16 protein-coding genes and 1 pseudogene are annotated in these 15,095 nt (G+C 69.4%); all 17 read right to left on the reverse strand.

Annotated features, from left to right (window positions below):
• Positions 1-529 (reverse strand): annotated as a pseudogene (locus tag ACLL81_RS04675) (hypothetical protein); the annotation flags it as partial.
• On the reverse strand, positions 526-1,263 hold the full coding sequence (gene virB9, locus ACLL81_RS04680; RefSeq protein ID WP_411287181.1) for a P-type conjugative transfer protein VirB9: 738 nt from the start codon (positions 1,261-1,263) through the stop codon (positions 526-528). The gene virB9 and the pseudogene ACLL81_RS04675, both read right to left, overlap by 4 nt.
• Positions 1,263-1,979: a virB8 family protein gene (locus ACLL81_RS04685; protein ID WP_411287182.1), complete on the reverse strand. Its 717-nt coding sequence runs from the start codon at positions 1,977-1,979 to the stop codon at positions 1,263-1,265. The genes virB9 and ACLL81_RS04685 overlap by 1 nt, the downstream gene beginning before the upstream one ends.
• The gene (locus ACLL81_RS04690; RefSeq protein ID WP_411287183.1) at positions 1,976-3,184 is read right to left on the reverse strand and encodes a type IV secretion system protein; all 1,209 of its coding nucleotides are present in this window, start codon (positions 3,182-3,184) and stop codon (positions 1,976-1,978) included. The genes ACLL81_RS04685 and ACLL81_RS04690 overlap by 4 nt, the downstream gene beginning before the upstream one ends.
• Positions 3,184-5,580: a VirB4 family type IV secretion/conjugal transfer ATPase gene (locus ACLL81_RS04695; RefSeq protein ID WP_411287212.1), complete on the reverse strand. Its 2,397-nt coding sequence runs from the start codon at positions 5,578-5,580 to the stop codon at positions 3,184-3,186. The genes ACLL81_RS04690 and ACLL81_RS04695 overlap by 1 nt, the downstream gene beginning before the upstream one ends.
• Positions 5,577-5,864, reverse strand: coding sequence for a type IV secretion system protein VirB3 (locus ACLL81_RS04700; protein ID WP_411287184.1), 288 nt, complete (start codon positions 5,862-5,864; stop codon positions 5,577-5,579). The genes ACLL81_RS04695 and ACLL81_RS04700 overlap by 4 nt, the downstream gene beginning before the upstream one ends.
• A gap of 4 nt (positions 5,865-5,868) precedes the next feature.
• Positions 5,869-6,183, reverse strand: a complete 315-nt coding sequence (locus ACLL81_RS04705) for a TrbC/VirB2 family protein (RefSeq protein ID WP_411287213.1) — start codon at positions 6,181-6,183, stop codon at positions 5,869-5,871.
• 9 nt (positions 6,184-6,192) lie between these two features.
• Complete coding sequence (locus tag ACLL81_RS04710; RefSeq protein WP_411287185.1) at positions 6,193-6,723, reverse strand: lytic transglycosylase domain-containing protein; 531 nt, start codon at positions 6,721-6,723, stop codon at positions 6,193-6,195.
• A 406-nt stretch (positions 6,724-7,129) separates the two neighbouring features.
• Positions 7,130-8,701: a DUF4331 domain-containing protein gene (locus tag ACLL81_RS04715; RefSeq protein WP_411287186.1), complete on the reverse strand. Its 1,572-nt coding sequence runs from the start codon at positions 8,699-8,701 to the stop codon at positions 7,130-7,132.
• Positions 8,702-8,864: 163 nt separating this feature from the next.
• A complete protein-coding gene (locus ACLL81_RS04720) occupies positions 8,865-9,578 on the reverse strand; it encodes a hypothetical protein (protein ID WP_411287187.1) in 714 nt (237 codons plus the stop codon).
• Between the two features lie 37 nt (positions 9,579-9,615).
• A complete protein-coding gene (locus ACLL81_RS04725) occupies positions 9,616-10,245 on the reverse strand; it encodes a ChrR family anti-sigma-E factor (RefSeq protein ID WP_411287188.1) in 630 nt (209 codons plus the stop codon).
• On the reverse strand, positions 10,242-10,841 hold the full coding sequence (locus ACLL81_RS04730; RefSeq protein WP_411287189.1) for a sigma-70 family RNA polymerase sigma factor: 600 nt from the start codon (positions 10,839-10,841) through the stop codon (positions 10,242-10,244). The genes ACLL81_RS04725 and ACLL81_RS04730 overlap by 4 nt, the downstream gene beginning before the upstream one ends.
• Positions 10,842-11,057: 216 nt before the next feature.
• Positions 11,058-11,897: a DUF4198 domain-containing protein gene (locus ACLL81_RS04735; protein ID WP_411287190.1), complete on the reverse strand. Its 840-nt coding sequence runs from the start codon at positions 11,895-11,897 to the stop codon at positions 11,058-11,060.
• A 2-nt stretch (positions 11,898-11,899) separates the two neighbouring features.
• Positions 11,900-12,379, reverse strand: coding sequence for a hypothetical protein (locus ACLL81_RS04740; protein WP_411287191.1), 480 nt, complete (start codon positions 12,377-12,379; stop codon positions 11,900-11,902).
• Positions 12,379-12,999, reverse strand: coding sequence for a HupE/UreJ family protein (locus ACLL81_RS04745; RefSeq protein WP_411287192.1), 621 nt, complete (start codon positions 12,997-12,999; stop codon positions 12,379-12,381). The genes ACLL81_RS04740 and ACLL81_RS04745 overlap by 1 nt, the downstream gene beginning before the upstream one ends.
• Positions 13,000-13,007: 8 nt before the next feature.
• Positions 13,008-14,201 carry an acyl-CoA dehydrogenase family protein gene (locus tag ACLL81_RS04750; RefSeq protein ID WP_411287193.1) on the reverse strand — a complete coding sequence of 398 codons (1,194 nt, stop codon included), beginning with the start codon at positions 14,199-14,201 and terminating at the stop codon, positions 13,008-13,010.
• A 7-nt stretch (positions 14,202-14,208) separates the two neighbouring features.
• Positions 14,209-15,009: an enoyl-CoA hydratase-related protein gene (locus tag ACLL81_RS04755; protein ID WP_411287194.1), complete on the reverse strand. Its 801-nt coding sequence runs from the start codon at positions 15,007-15,009 to the stop codon at positions 14,209-14,211.
• Between the last annotated feature and the right edge of the window lie 86 nt (positions 15,010-15,095).

Raw genomic sequence — 15,095 nt, forward strand, 5'->3', positions numbered from 1 at the left:
CGACTCCGGCCGCCGCCGCGGCGGCCGCGGCCGGAGATCCGGACGGCAGGGGGTCGGCTTGGGCCAACTGCATTCCCCCGCCCGCGCCCAGATCGACCACCAGGGCCGGCGCACGCAGGCGCGCGGCAGGGTCGCCGCGGGGCGTGGATATCGTGGTGGTGGTGGTGGTCGTCTGAGCCACCGCCGGCTGGGGCGGAACATAGGCCTGGGCCGCCGGCAGCGGGGCCGGCACGGGCTCGGTGTTGCTCACCTGAATGAGCGGCAGTTCGATGGGCGGCGGCAGGGCGGCGGGCGCAGCCACGGCCTGCTCCACCGGCGTCACCAGCGTAACCTCGGCCGCCTCGGACCGGCGCGCGTTGAGCCACAGGAACAGCGCCACGGCCAGGACCGCGAAGGCGCCCATGATTATCGCCAGGGGCAGGCCCTGGGCCTCGCGGCCAACCACCGGGCCGTCCTCCTCCGTGGTCAGGATCAACTCGTCGGTGGCGGGGATCGCCCGCGGATCGGTGTCGTTCATGGAGGTGATCATCTGGAAGCCGCCCGGACCGCCGTCGGGCCGCCATAGGCCTGGTTGGTCACCGTGGTCACCTGTTTGCCGTTGCGCAGCATGAAGCGCGGCGCCAACTGCTCGACCACAGTATACCCTTGGCGCACGCCATAGTTGACCACGCTCTCAGCGCCGTCGGCGCCGACGGCGAAGATCGCCGGGATAGAGGCCTGCGGGCCAAAAGCAAAATAGGTCATGGCGCCGTCGTCGAACACCTCGGTGGGCCGGGTTTCCGCGGCCCCCGTCATGGCATAGGCACGGTTGGCGGCGGTTGGCGGGGGGTCGGGCTGCGGGAGCAGAGCGTAGGCCACCGCCACCTCCGGATAGGTGAAGCGGACGATGTAGGGCAGGCTTGAAATCCGTGCGCCCCGGGGCGCCACGCGCAGGTCGAAAGCGTAGCGGCGCTGGTTGGTGACCACCGTCATGTTGGTCACGGCCTTGCGGTCCAGGGGCTTGAGGAACAGCAGGTTCGCCTTGCGGTTCGGCGTCACCTGCCACCCCAGGCTGTCGCCGATGGAGACGTTCTCCAGCCGCTCGTTCGGGCCGAACTCTAGCATCAACTGGTAGCCCAGCACGCCGCGCAGGATCACCACTTGGTCGGGATCGTAGGCGACGGTCTGGATGCGCGGATCGACAACGCCGGGCATCGGCGTTTCCGCGGCGCTTGCGGCCAACGGCGCGCACGCCAGGGCGAGCGCCAGGATGAGACCACGCATCAGCGGATTCCCTGCTGGGCGGCGGTGGCGCCGATCAGTTCGCCGTCGCGACGGTAGGAGGTGGCCTGGAAGCCCAGCGGATTGAGGAACCGGTCCTCCATCCGCATCGGCTGGCCGGTGTAGCGGAAGCCGACCACCACCGCGTAGGACTGCCGCTCGCCGATGGTTGCGCCGCTCTCGCGCCGCTCCACGTCGAAGCGCACCAGGGCGCTGTTGCGCGACAGGAGCGAGATCGACTTGATTGTCGGGTGCAGAATGCTGCGCGCGCCATAAATCTTCATCGGCGTCTGCGGATTGCCCGAGGCCATGGCGCGCAGATACTGGCTCTTGGCGTCCCCCGCCGACCACAGGGCGACCTTGCGGTAGTTGGCTTGCAGGTCGTTGGCGTCATAGCCCTCCCGGGCCAGGACGTACTGAGCCAGGAAGGCCTGGGTGACGGCCTGGTCCTGCGACAGCAAGCCCGGACGCAGGGCCTGGGCGGTTTCCACGTACCCGGTCTGGCGGTCGACGGTGATGGTGAACGGCACCACGGTCTTCAGCGGCATCAGGGCGGCGAGCGCCACGGCCTCCAGCAGCGCCACGGCGGCCGCGAGGATGGCGATGATCCAGGCCAGTTGGCGCGAGGCGCGCAAAGATCCGTGCACGTCACGCGACCAGGACGCGGCCTCGTCGTAGTAGGCCTTCCGGTCGGCGGCGAGCGGTTTTTCCGGTTTCATGCATCCCTCCGGAGGCTGCTCTGCGCGGCGCGCGGCTGGGCCGTCCTGCGATAGGTCTGACCGAACGGGGCGGGACGGCCGCCTTGCGCGTCGGCGCCGTCACGTCCCTGGCCGGTGACAGTGGTGCGTTGCGGCCCCGGGGTCTCGATGAGCTGGGCGCGGCCTTCGCGGCGATCCATGGCGGCGGCCGCCGCAGCAATGGTAGCCGCGCGGGTCTGCTGTTCCACTTGGGCGGCGGGCCGGGCGTCGATCAGCATCGGGGCCTGGCGTCCGGCGGCGGCGGCCGTGGCGGCAGCGGCGGCAGCGGTCTGTTGCGCGGCGCCGATCGGCAGCTTCAGGCCGATGGCGATCACCGCCACGGCAATGGCCAGGGCAATGCTCACGCCGGTGGAGATCATGGTCAGGAGGAAGATGGCGTTGGGCGGTCCCAGGTCCACCAGGCCCTCCACGCGCAGTTCCGCCAGCCGCACCACGTGCGGCTCGATCAGGATCAGCTGCACCACCAGGCCCAGCACCGCAAGCAGCGGCGCCAGGGCGAAGGCGATGGCGGCCCGCAGCCAGCCTTCGAACAGGCCGCGGGTGGAATCGAACAGCAAGAAGGCCACGAAGATCGGCCCCAGGCCAAGCAGCAGTCCGAGCACGATCTTGGCCGCCAGCACGGCGCCCAGGCTGCCCATCAGCATCATGAAGGACGAGGTGTTCAACGCGAACGCCGCGAACGCCGTGCCGCCCTGGAAGGGCGAGACATTGCCCAACCCGCGCCCGCTGAGGAACGCCGCCGAGCGCTGCATCTCGTCATAGGCCAGCTGCAATCCGGCGAAGGGTTCGACGCCGAAAGCCGAGCCGCCCTGGGCGACGCCGGCCATCACCGAGCCCGCCAGTTGCTCGGGCCCAAGGAACAGGGTGGCGAAGACCAGTTGCTGGTAGGCCGGCCAGCTGGTGGCGAGCGTCAGCACCACGGCGATCTTCAGCACCGTCATGGTGATGTCGCCGATGCCCAGTGGCGCGCGGCCGATCATCAGGCGAAAGCCCATGATGCCGATGTAGAGGGTCAGGAGCGTGGTCAGAGCCAGGGCCACCGGCGAATTGGGCTGGGCCAGGGCGCCGTAGCCGGCTTCGGTCATCACCCGGACATTGCAGTCCACGGCGAACAGCAGGCCCTCGACGAGCTGGGCGTCAACTGGCGCGATGCAGGCGGCGGGCATCAGGCGCGCTCCAGGAGCCGCGGCAGCCAGACCGCCGGGTCTTCACCCAGGTCCTCGCGCAGCGCATCCAGGAGCCGCACGGTGCGCTCGCGGCCGGAAAGTACGGTGAGCAGTCCGGGCTCGCCGGAGAGGTTCAGCCGAGCTACGACGCTGTCGGTCCCGTGCTTGATGAGGAAGCAGCGGGAGGTGTCGGGCAGCGTGCGAATCAGGTTGAACTCGTGTTCGGTCAGGCCGAAGCCCTCGCAGTAGTCGCGGGCCTGGGCCTTGGGATTAGCCATGAAAATCTGGGTGGCGGCCTGTTCGATGATCGCCGAGGCGATGCGGCTTTCCAGGGCGTCCTGGGCGCTCTGGGTGGCGAAACCCACCACCCCGTTACGCTTGCGGATGGTCTTTTCCCAGTCCTTGATCCGGGCCACGAAGACGTCGTCGTCCAGCGCCTTCCAGCCCTCATCGATGACGATCAGGGTGGGGTCACCGTCCAGCCGCTGCTCCACCCGGTGGAACAGGTACATCATGGCCGGGGTCCTGAGCGAAGGATCGTCCAGGATCTGAGTCATGTCGAAGCCCAGGGTGCGGGCTTCGAGGTCGAGGGCGTCGTTGGCGTTGTCGAACAGCCAGGCCCGCTCCCCCTCCCCCCACCAGGGCCGCAGGCGCGCGGCCAAGTCCGCGGTGTCGGGCCGCCGGTCACCGCGGAACAGCTCGGCGAAATAGCGCAGCCGCCGGTAACCCGGCTGTTGGTCGAAGTTGGCGTCCACCGCGTCCTTGATGCGGGCGATGTCCTCCGTCCCGAGCGTCTCGCCGGGCTGGCTGACCAGGCGCACGGTCCAGTCGGCGAGGAAGGCGCGGTTGGCCGGCGTGTCGGCGAGCTGCAGTGGATTGAAGCCGGTGGGCTGGCCCGGCCGGATGGCGTCGTAGCGGCCGCCGATGGCGCGCAGGAAGATCTCGGCGCCGCGGTCCTTGTCGAAGAACACGATGCGCGGGTCGTACTTGCGGGCTTGGGCCAGCAGGAAACTCAGCACCACGGTCTTGCCCGAGCCTGACGGCCCGATGATCGTGAAGTTGCCCAGGTCGCCCTTGTGAAAATTGAAGTGGTATGGGCCGGCCGAGGTCGTCTCCAGGACCGTGACCGCCGGCCCCCAGTGGTTGCCGGTGGCTTGGCCAATCGGGAAGTTGTGGCCCGAAGCGAAGCCCGCGAAGTTGGCGGTGGAGATCAGGGCGCGTCGGGCGATGTCCTTGGCGTTGCCGGGGAACTGGGCCCAGAAGGCCGGCTCCAGGTTGACGTCCTCGCGCACCGCGATGACGCCCATCTCGGTAAAGGCCGACTGCACCTCGGCCACCGCTTCGTTCAGCCCGATCAGGGTCGACGCCCGCAGCATCACGGTCAGGTGGTGCTCGCCGAAGGCGGCGCGGCCGGCGGCCACGTCGTCCTTGGCGGCGGCCAGGCCCAGGCGCAGGCTAACCGCCTCGTCATCGGCCGAGCGCATCCGGCGTAGCGCCAGGTTCATCCGGTCGAGGCTGGCCTGGCGGTCCACAAAGCCGAAGCTCTGGCTGATCACCAGCTGGTAAGGCAGCCGCAGCAGGTCGTCGAGCATGCCGGGCGCGGTCTGCGGCGGATATTCCTTGATGGAGATCATCGCCCCGAAGGTGCGCTCCACGGCGCCGGTTCGGGCCAGCTCCAATGTCTCGGCGCCGAAGCTGATTCGGCGATAGGGAATGTGTTCGCCAAGGTCGGAGCGCGGCAGGAGGACGGGGCGAACCTCGCCATTGAACAGCGACGACAGGAACTCCAGCGGCTCCGAGCAGGGACCGGCGGCGGTGTCGTAGACGCTGAGCGTGCGCGCGCCGTAGGGCGACAGGGCGGCCAGCAGGCTCTCGCGCGCGGCGTCCAGTTCGCGCTGTTCGAGAGCCTCGGCGGCGCGGGTCTGGGCTTGGCCGCCGCTGGCGCCGGTGACCGCGCGGATGGCCCCCTCAATGAGGCCGACGCGGCCCTGCAGGGGCCGGCGCACCAGGGTCAGGAACAGGTCGTTGACGTAGAGCCGCTTGCTAGCCAGGCGGGCCTTCCAGGCCTCGTCCAGTTCGCGGCTGAAGTCGTCGGCGTAGTCGCCCTCGACCTGGGGCGACACCTCGCGCCGGACGATGTGGTGGTAGAGGGCAAACCGCGAGCTGGCCAGGGCCCGCAGCGCCCCATCGCGCAGGGCCTTGCGGTAGTTGACCTCCTCGGTGTCGGCGGTCTCGAACGGCAGGCCGGCCAGGTGGATGACCTGCAGCCGCATCCCGTCGCGGGTCTCGATGGTGATGTCGTCCACGTGCCTGGCATAGGGCAGCCTGGCGCCGGCGGAGGCTTCCCGTATGGGGGCGGCGCGGCGGGCCGCGGGGCGCGGATCGGCGGTCTTCATGGGCGATAGGAATTGCAGCGCCACACCGACCAGTTTTTCACGCGGGGGCAGCGGCTCACCTTGGTGAGCCAGAGGTCGAAGATCCGGGGCTCCTTCAGACAGGCGACATAGCCGGTCATGTGGATGGCCAGCGCCGCAAGCAGCGCCCAGAACGACTTGGTGATCAAAAAGAGCTCGGCGGTGACGACGGCGTTGAGCACGAAGAAGCTGTAGGTCACGCCGGCGAACATCTGCGGCCGGGTCAGCGCGCCGAACACCAGGTCGCGGTCGAGCTGAGCGGCCATGGTCCTAGAACCCTGTCGCGGATTGGCGGATGCCGGCCACGATGGCCCCGGCCCCAAAGATGATGAAGATGCCGAGGATCACGGTGGCGCCATAGCGCCAGTTGAGCCGGCCGGTGAGCAGCATGAAACCGACCACGGCCACGGCGATCACCGAGGCGACGGTGGCCACGGTGCCCAGCAGTGTGCCCTGCAGCCAGTTCAGCGCACCGACGATGGCGCCCGACCCGGCGGGATCGCCGACCTGAGCGTGGGCCTGGCCCGCGCTCAGCGCCAGGGCCGCGGCGGCGAGCAGTCTGTAAGGTTGGAATGCGGCGCGAATGGCTGGCTCCTATCTGCCGATGGTCAGGCTCGGCCCGGAGGCCAGCGTCGGCGGCGAGAGCCGTCCGAGGATTGCAGAGACGTAGGCGGTTGTCTCTTGGAAGGGGGGCACGCCGCGGTAGCGATCCACGGCGCCGGGGCCGGCGTTATAGGCGGCTAGCGCCAGCCTTACATCGCCTTTGTAACGGTTTAGCATCAGTCGCAGATAGGCCGCGCCGCCCTGGATGTTCTGGGCCACGTCGTAGCGGTCGACGCCCAGGTCGCGGGCGGTTCCCGCGGTGAGTTGCATGACGCCGACGGCGTCCCTGTGCGACACCGCGGTCTGGCGATAGCGCGACTCCCGCCAGGCGACTTGATTGAGGAGGTCCAGGCTGACGGAATGGCGAAGGGCCGCCTCGCCGAGCAGCCGACTGACCTCCTGCGCCGGGACGGCGACCGCGCGGACCGCAGCGGCGGGGACGATCAGCCGCGCGCCCTGGTCGGTGAACACCGCCGGCTGGGCATGGGTGACCGCTTGGCCGTTATCGCCGATCTCGATCACTTGAGCACCAGCGGCGCTGGCGCAGGCTGCAAGCGCGACCGAGCAAGCCACGGCAACGGGGCGCCGCTGGCGGCATAGACCGCCAACGACGCCCCGAAGAACATTCAACAAAAACCGCGACCTAAGGAACAGGTACGGGATCTGCCGTGAGGCTTGTCGCAATGACGGCACCGGGTGCAGGATCCGTTGGGTCGGTGTTGGCGGCGATACGGAACAGGGTCCCGAAGACTACGCCAAACATATCCTCAAGCCTAGACGTCGCGGGGGGCGGCGTCGGGGGCGGCGGGGTTACGACTATGGGAGGAGTGGAGCCGCCGCCGCCGCCGCCGCAGGCCGAGAGGCCTGTGGCGGCGACCGCGAGTGCGCAGCCCGTGAGTAGGAAACGTCTCATGGAGCTATGTCCTTCCTACTGGTGCGGAACGCCGGTGCGCGGCGAGTTGGTGAGCGGCGGGTTCAGGTAGGGGAAGGTTTCCTGAAGTTCGGCCGCGGAACTGGGCGCACCATCGGTGTAGGCCACCAGACCGGTCGGCGCATCCGAGGGATTGCACAGGCCAAGCGCGGTCGGCACGCCGTTGATCGGCACCGGGTGGCACAGCCGGCCCATGGCCACGCGCAGAGTGATGTCCACCGTGTCGTCGCCCGGGCGACGCCCGTTGGGATAGCCGGCCAGGTCGTCGGCCGCCACGCCCAAAGACAGCTGACGGTCGCGCGGGATCGGATTGATGGCGGTGTTAAGTCGCATCATTTCCGACGGCGTTACCACCGCTTGCTGATTGAGCGTGCGGATCCCGGTGAGGAAGGTCGCCACCAGGTCGTTGCGCGGGAAGTTGGAGGGCGCGAGGTTGGCGAAGCTGGTCCCCAGGGTGGCGTTCACCGGCGCGCGGAAGAGCGAGTCGAGGATCGCCGGGAAGGTCGGGTTGGTGACAAAGTCGGCCAGCGCCGCGTCGCCGGTGGGTTTAGCGGCGTTGAACACATCCTTGGACGGCAAGCCGATGACCAACTCATTGACCAACGGCGCCGACAGCCGCGAGACTTGCACATAGGCGCCGCCCTGCAACGCCGGAGAGGCGTAAGTGGGGGTCGGGTCGAGGATGCGGGCCTGCGGGAGGCTGGCGGTCTGCCAGGCGCCGATGACCCCGTTGCCGCCGGCGGTGAGGCAGGCGCGCGGGACCTCAATGGCGAAGGAGGTGACGTTGTACTTCCCGATCAGGTCGTCGTTGTTGCGGCTCTGCGTGATGCCGCCCGGGAAGGTCGTGCCGTCGATGGGCACATAGTTCACCAGGTCGAAGGTCGGGCCCAGGTTGACCGCGAACGCCTCGGCGCGCTGGCCGACGAACACCCGGCCCGGCAGTCCGCAGGAGGGGATGCTGATCGGGTAGATGAACTGGTTGGCGTAGGCCGGATAGTTGGCGGTGGTCTTGCCGCCGACGTTGTCAAAAGGCTTGCGGAAGGTCGTGCCGCCGCCGGCGCCGGCGTTGCCGATCGCCGTGCGCGTGCCGGTGCGGCGGTCGCCGGTGATCAGGGTGAGGGTGTACTCCTCGAGTTCGCCCAAGTCGGGGTCGTCTGTCTGGGTGACCGGCCCGATATGGCGCAGCGGGATCGGCAGGGTCTTGCCGCCGACGTTCAGGGTGATGCCGGTGTTGTTGCGCAGGAAATTGTTGAACTTGAACTGGTAGGTGATGTCTTCGCGGGCGTCGCCGTTGCTGTCGATGTGGATCTCATAGATCGCGTCGGGATCCAGCGTGTAGTAGTTCGGGCCCGCGCCGGGAACCTGCAGGGGCTGGAAGTTCGCGATCAGGGTCACGAAGTCCTGGCGGCCAGCTTCATAGCTGCGGAACATGTAGAGGTCGGTGGAGTCCACCTTGGGCGACTTCGTGATGTTGGGCGCCTCACGGTGACTTGATGCGCCAGCCGGCCCGGCGCCCAGCGCCAGAACCGCTGCGACCGCCGTAGCAGCCCCAAATACGCGTTTCCTCATAATCAGCCCTCTCCACCTCGAGCGTGGCGCTCGGATACGCTCCCGGCCGGTTCGCGACGGCGAACGGCGGAACGCTTAGACCCAATACGAGCTGGCTTGCAGATCGGATCACGGGTTGTGCGAAAATTCGCCGCAGTTTGGACAGACATGCGTCCTTGACGGTTCAGGGCTTTCGTGACGACCCGTCGGTCGCCGCCAGGGCCTGGTCCTCAACCAGCAGGTCCCCCCAGCGCCACTCCCCCGATCCCACCGCCAAGACGGTGGTCCCGACGCTGTCGGGCAGGATCAGCAGCCGCGGTCCGCGTAGGACTTCCGTTCGGCAAGCCTCCGGCGCGGCCATCACCCCATTGATCAGCGCGGTGCGTATCGGGGCGGCCGCCTCCGCCACAGGTCCCTCGGCCACCCAGCGGCCGTCCCACAGCATGATGGCGTTGGCCACCGAGCGCGCCGGCCGGGGAATGGCCGCCAGGGCCAGGGTCACCGCAGGATCGGTCTGCAGGGCGGCCTGCAGCCATCCGTCGAGTTGGCAGGTCTCGCCCGCCGCGGCGCTTGCGGCAGCAGCCACTGACAGGGCGGCCGGTGTGGTGAGCGGGTCAGGTTCGGCGGTGGGATCCACAGGCGGCAGGGTAGCGTCGACGAAGATCGGCTCCACGTCCGTGGGCGCCGGCGGCTCCACCTCGACCTCGGGCGCCTCGGGGGCCGACGGGGTCGCGGGCGGTGGGGTCGGCGGGGTCGGCTTGGCGAGCCGGGGGGCCGCAGTGGCGCCGTTCATCAGGGAGATCGGGAAAACGCCCGCGTCCGCCTCGACTCCGGGCTCAGGCGCCGCAAGGAAAAGCAACCCGAGCAGGCCGGCGTGGGCCAGGACGCTGGCCGCCAACACCGCATGCTTTCGGCTGGGCCGGATCGCGCCCATCTCAGATGTCGAGGACCAGGCCGATCACCCGGTTGCCGCCTCGCCAGGCCAAGCGGCCGTGGGTAGAGACGAGGCAGACACAGGCCTCATCGGGCGAGACTTTGAGCGCGTGGCGCACGCTCTCGCTGTTCTCCGCGAAATCGCCCGCGACGTAGCTTTGGCCATCGTTGATCGCGCCCTGAAGCACCACGACCATCTCAGCGCCGACGTGGCCGTGCTCCGGGAAACGGGTTCCGGCGCCAGCATGCAGCAGGTAGGTGCGCCATCCGTCCGTGCGCGGTCCATCCAGGTGGGCCACCCAGACCCCCGGGCGTAGCCATCGCTGGGAAGCGAAGCCGGCGTCGGCCACATCGTCCGGAAGCGGCAGGTCGCGAAGCCATGGGGGCTTGGCGGCGGCCGTGGGGGCGGCGGGCTCGTCCAGCCGCGCGAGGATGCGGTCCAGGGCGCCGGGCGGGATCGGCGCATTGGGAAGCGATTCCAGCAGTTGCCCTTCGGACTGCTCGAAGCCCTGGACGGTCGCGGCGCAGGGCGCGCACGCCTGCAGATGGCACAAGATAGTGGCGCTGGGTCCGAAGGGGAGAGCGCCGGCGGCATGGCGCGCCAGCAGCACCTTCGAAGGATGATGCTTCAAGCCAAGTCGTCCAAAGCTGTGCGCAGCTGGGCCGACGCCCGGCGAATGCGCGATTTCACGGTGCCCAGCGGCAGGCTGAGCCGCTCGGCGATCTCGGTATGGCTCTGCTCCTCGAAGAACGCCAGCCGCAATACCTCCGCCTGCTCGCGAGGCAGGCATTCCATGGCGCTGCGAACCCGCAGTTCGCCCTCATGCGCCCTGAGGTTCTGTTCCGGCGTGGCGGCGTCCTCCACGGGCTCCGCAAGGCGCAGGTCGAAGGGCCGGTGCTCCCGGCGCAGCATGTCGATCCGCAGGTTGCGGGCGATGGCGTAGATCCAGCCCGCCGCGCTGGCCCGTCGGGGGTCGAACAGGGCCGCCTTGCGCCACACGGTCAGCAGGGTGTCCTGGGCGAGTTCCTCCGAGAACTGGTCGCTCAGACCCAGGCGCAGGAGGTAGCTCTTCAGCTTCGGCGCAAAGCGGGCGAACAGGGAGGCGAAGGCGCCGCGATCACGATCACGCCCGATGGCGACGATCCAGTTGGCCGGCTCATCGGAATGTGACGGCGGCTCGAAAGGCGACTGAGCCTCGGCGTCAAACAGGCTCTCGGGTTCAGTCAAGGGCGGCGATGACCGTGCGGGTTTGCTGTCCAAGAGATCCTCGCGTCGGTTCAGCCGCCTGATGACGCTACGGCTGCTGCGGGAGATCGGATGCGAACGATCCATCTCACCGGAAGGCAAAGCCGTCGCCGCGAGCGAAAGTTCCTGCTCTCCGTCACTTTCCTGCTTACTGCGTCGGCGGATCGCGAAGCGACCCTGGGTTGTGTTGCGCGAACCCTAGGGCGCTCTCCGGGGATAGCCGAAGGTGAGGCTGGAGAAGGTGGTGTCGAAGTCACCGCGGCGGTCGCCGGCGATGGGCTTGGTCCAGACGACGTTGAGCTGCCACAGCCCGCGGTTAGGTACGCGGAACGTGGCCCGGCCGGCGCGGTCGGTGTGGTGGCCCTCCACCGGTTTGCCGTCGGCCTCCAGGTTGGTCAGGTCGATCAGCGCTCCGGCCAGGGGGCGGCCCTCGAACAAGACGCGGACCGGCAAGCCCTGCCCACGCCCCGGCGCATAGGGGTTCACCTCGGGCACGATCTCCAGCGTCAGGCCTACGGGCCGGGTGACGTGCGGCTGCGCCCTGGAGGAGGGCGGGCCCACCTGCACCAGCGCCTTGGCGCGCCGGCTGTAGATCTCGCGGCCAGGCCTGTCCTCCGTCCGGGTTCGCGCGCGTTGCTGCTGCGCCGGCGTCAGGCCTTCGTCCCGAAGGTAGCTGTTGAAGCGCAGGGCCGGCAGCGCGCTCTCCGCATAGCCGGACTGCAGCGCCACCACCTGGACCCCCGGGTCGGCGAAGGTCAGCGCATGGTCCTGTTCGGCCCGGGCGCTCAGATCGCCCCGCCGGTCGCTGGCGCCCGCCGGGCCCAGGCTGTCGAAGCGCAGAATCCGCCGGATCTCGACGCCCCAGCGTTCGCGATCCGGACCATGGCCGACCTGGAACGAGAATGGCACGGTCTCGCCCGCGGCGACCCAGAACCGCGCAGGCTGAACCCAGAAGTCGTGGGCGCGCGCCGGGCCGGACGCGAGGAGGGTGGTGGCCAGCACCGAGGCGACGGCGAGACGGGAAGCGAGATGACGCATGCTCAATCCATATGGTCGGGGACGTACCCGGGCGTGGAGACGATCGGCAGGGCCGCCGCCAGCAGGGCGACGGCGATCAGCCAACTGGACACAACCTTCAAGACGATGCCGCGGTTGCGCGCCACCAGCCAGGCGCCCGGCAAAGCCAGCAGAGCGGCAGGCAGCGCCTTGGCTAGATCCAGCGGTGCGCCGGCCAGGGCGACCACAGCGCCGGTCCAGGCGCCAGCGTTGAGCGCCAGGGGCATCGCCAGGCGGTCTCGCCAGGCCGCGGGCAGGTGAAGGCTGGCGGCGGTCAGCGCCGTGCTCAGCCAGCACGCCAGGAAGACGGCGTCACGCAGGCCGGGGGCGAAGTCGATCAGGCTCACCGCCACCGCGACGGCCAGCAGGCCCGCAAGGGCGATCCAGCGCAGGCGCCCCTGGGCGAAGGCCAGGGCCAAGCCGAGGCTGGCGCAGAGCAGGGCCGGCGGCAGGGCGCCGCCCATCAGCCGGCCAGCGCCTTGACGAGGAAATAGGCGCCGGCGACGGCGATCAGCCCGCCGATCCCGCGGGTGACCAGCGCCCCGCCGGGGCGCGTCGCCACCAGCCCGATGGCGATGCCGGCCAGATGTAGCAGGCCCGTGGCCAGCACGAAGCCGGCGCTATAGCCCACCGGATCGGCGGCCGACGGCAGCTCCTGCCCGTGGGCGTATCCGTGGAAGATCGCGAACACTGCCACCAGAAGCGAGGCGGCCCAGACCGGCGCGCGCACCGCGCCGGCGATGGCTCCGCCCAGCACCACCACCGACAGCGCAATGCCCAGCTCGACCGGCGGTAGGGGCAGGCCGGCCATCCCCAGCACGCCGCCCACAGCCATGACCGTCGGGAAGATCACCGGCAGGGCGACAATCAGCGGGCGGCCCAGGAAGGCGCCCCAGATGCCGACGGCCACCATGGCCAGCAGATGGTCCAGCCCACCCAGCGGATGCTGGAAGCCGGAGAGGAAGCCACCGGCCAGGCCGGCGCCGCTGTGCGCCAGGGCCGGCGTCGCCGCAAGCAGGCCGACGAGAGCCGCCAGGAAAGTCGCGTGCAGGCCACGCCGGGAACGCTGGGTCACTTGAGTCATGCCGCGTTTCAATAGGACCTCGGCAGGCCCAGGACATGTTCGCCCAGGTAGGCCAGGATCAGGTTCGTGGAGATCGGGGCGATCTGGTAGAGCCGAGCCTCGCGCCATTTGCGTTCCACGTCGTACTCGCGGGCGTAGCCGAAGCCGCCGTGGGTCTGCAGGCAGGCCTCCCCGGCCTTCCAGGCGGCCTCTGACGTCAGCAGCTTGGCCATGTTGGCGTCCTCCCCGCAGGGGACGCCAGCCTCGTAGAGGGCGCAGGCGCGGCGCAGCACCATCTCCGACGCGGTCAGCTCCGCATAGGCCCGGGCGATCGGAAACTGCACGCCCTGGTTCTGGCCGATGGGGCGGCCGAACACCACGCGTTCCTTGGCGTAATCCGTGGCGGTCCTGATGAACCAGCGGCCGTCGCCGAGGGACTCCGACGCCACCAGGATCCGTTCGGCGTTCATGCCGTCGATGATGTAGCGGAACCCTTCCCCTTCGCTGCCTATCAGGCTGTCGGCGGGGATGCGCACGTCGTTGAAGAATATCTCGGTGGAGTTGTGGTTGATCATCGCCTTGATCGGGCGGATCTCCATGCCGTTCTTCAATGCCTCGCGCATGTCCACCAGGAACACCGAGAGGCCCTCGGTCTTGCGCTTCACCTGGTCCGCCGGCGTGGTGCGCGCCAGCAGCAGCATCAGGTCGGAGTGCAGCGCCCGCGAGGTCCAGACCTTCTGCCCGGAGACCACATAGCTGTCGCCATCCCGCTGGGCGCGAGTGCGTAGCTGAGTGGTGTCGGAGCCCGTGGTGGGCTCGGTGACGCCGAAGGCCTGCAGGCGCAGCTCGCCGCGGGCGATCTGGGGCAGGTAGCGGGCCTTCTGCTCGGGACTGCCGTGCCGCAGCAGGGTTCCCATGGTGTACATCTGGGCGTGACAGGCTGCGGCATTGCCGCCGGAGGCGTGGATTTCCTCCAGGATCACCGAGGCGGCCCTGAGCGGCAGACCCGAACCGCCGTATTCCTCAGGGATCAGCACCGCCAAGTAACCGGCCTCGGTCAGCGCCGTGACGAACTCCGTCGGGTAGGCCTCGCGGGCCTCGGCGTCGCGCCAGTAGGCCCCGGGGAAGTTGGCGCAAACCCTCCGCACCGCCTCGCGGATTTCCACATAGTCCACGCCGATGGCCATCGTCAGGTCGGCGCCGTCGCGGGTGGTCGCGTCCATGTCGCCCCTATTCGCCGGTGAAGCGGGCGGGCCGCTTCTGGTTGAAGGCCGCCACGCCCTCCAGGCGGTCCTTGGTCCCGGTGGTGCGGTTGTAGGCCTCGATCTCGATGGCCAGGCCGGTCTTCAGGTCCACCTCGGAGCCGACGGTGATCGCTCGCTTGGCCTGCCGCACGGCGATCGGGGCGTTGGCGCAGATTCGCCGCGCCGCCGCCACGACCTGCGCCATCAGTTCACCGGGTTCGCAGACCCGGTTGACGATCCCCCAGGCCAGCGCCTCCTCGGCGGTGAACGGTGCGGCGGAAAAGATCAGCTCCTTGGCTCGGCGCGTCCCCGCCGCACGGGGCAGGTTCTGGGTGCCGCCACCCCCCGGGATGATGCCCAGCCGGGTTTCCGTGAGGGCAAAGCGAGCGGTGCGCGCCGCGTAGATGAAGTCGCAGGCCAGCGCGAACTCGCAGCCGCCGCCATAGGCCGCCCCGTTGACCGACGCGATCACCGGGACCGGACAGTCCATGACCGCGTAAAAGGCCTGCTCGAAGATCGCGTGCTGACGCCGCCAGTCGGCGTCGCTCATGCCGTCGCGTTCCTTGAGGTCGCCGCCGGCGCAGAAGGCCTTCTCGCCCGCCCCCGTCAGGATCACGCAGCGCACCTCGCCGGGATCGAGGATCAGCCCGCCGAACAGCGCCGCCACGTCGCGGCCCATCTGGGTGTTCAGGGCATTGGCGACCTCCGGCCGGTCGAGCCGCACCACCAGCAGATCGGGACTGGGCCGCTCGCAGCCGAGGGTGGCGTAGTCGGAGGCGGAAGACATGGTCGCGGTGGGCTTTCGGTAGCGCTGAGCGGGGTCCGGCCCCTCCAATTGTCGGAACATCTTCGGCCCGGCAAGCCGGATCGGCG

Source organism: Phenylobacterium sp. (assembly GCF_046590535.1).
Lineage (GTDB): Bacteria > Pseudomonadota > Alphaproteobacteria > Caulobacterales > Caulobacteraceae > Phenylobacterium.

What these genes read in the sequence shown, in the direction of transcription:
- virB9 (WP_411287181.1), bottom strand. Translation starts at nt 1,263, where the DNA reads ATGCGTGGTCTCATCCTGGCGCTCGCCCTGGCGTGCGCGCCGTTGGCC.
- ACLL81_RS04685 (WP_411287182.1), bottom strand. Translation starts at nt 1,979, where the DNA reads ATGAAACCGGAAAAACCGCTCGCCGCCGACCGGAAGGCCTACTACGAC.
- ACLL81_RS04690 (WP_411287183.1), bottom strand. Translation starts at nt 3,184, where the DNA reads ATGCCCGCCGCCTGCATCGCGCCAGTTGACGCCCAGCTCGTCGAGGGC.
- ACLL81_RS04695 (WP_411287212.1), bottom strand. Translation starts at nt 5,580, where the DNA reads ATGAAGACCGCCGATCCGCGCCCCGCGGCCCGCCGCGCCGCCCCCATA.
- ACLL81_RS04700 (WP_411287184.1), bottom strand. Translation starts at nt 5,864, where the DNA reads ATGGCCGCTCAGCTCGACCGCGACCTGGTGTTCGGCGCGCTGACCCGG.
- ACLL81_RS04715 (WP_411287186.1), bottom strand. Translation starts at nt 8,701, where the DNA reads ATGAGGAAACGCGTATTTGGGGCTGCTACGGCGGTCGCAGCGGTTCTG.
- ACLL81_RS04735 (WP_411287190.1), bottom strand. Translation starts at nt 11,897, where the DNA reads ATGCGTCATCTCGCTTCCCGTCTCGCCGTCGCCTCGGTGCTGGCCACC.
- ACLL81_RS04740 (WP_411287191.1), bottom strand. Translation starts at nt 12,379, where the DNA reads ATGGGCGGCGCCCTGCCGCCGGCCCTGCTCTGCGCCAGCCTCGGCTTG.
- ACLL81_RS04745 (WP_411287192.1), bottom strand. Translation starts at nt 12,999, where the DNA reads ATGACTCAAGTGACCCAGCGTTCCCGGCGTGGCCTGCACGCGACTTTC.
- ACLL81_RS04750 (WP_411287193.1), bottom strand. Translation starts at nt 14,201, where the DNA reads ATGGACGCGACCACCCGCGACGGCGCCGACCTGACGATGGCCATCGGC.
- ACLL81_RS04755 (WP_411287194.1), bottom strand. Translation starts at nt 15,009, where the DNA reads ATGTCTTCCGCCTCCGACTACGCCACCCTCGGCTGCGAGCGGCCCAGT.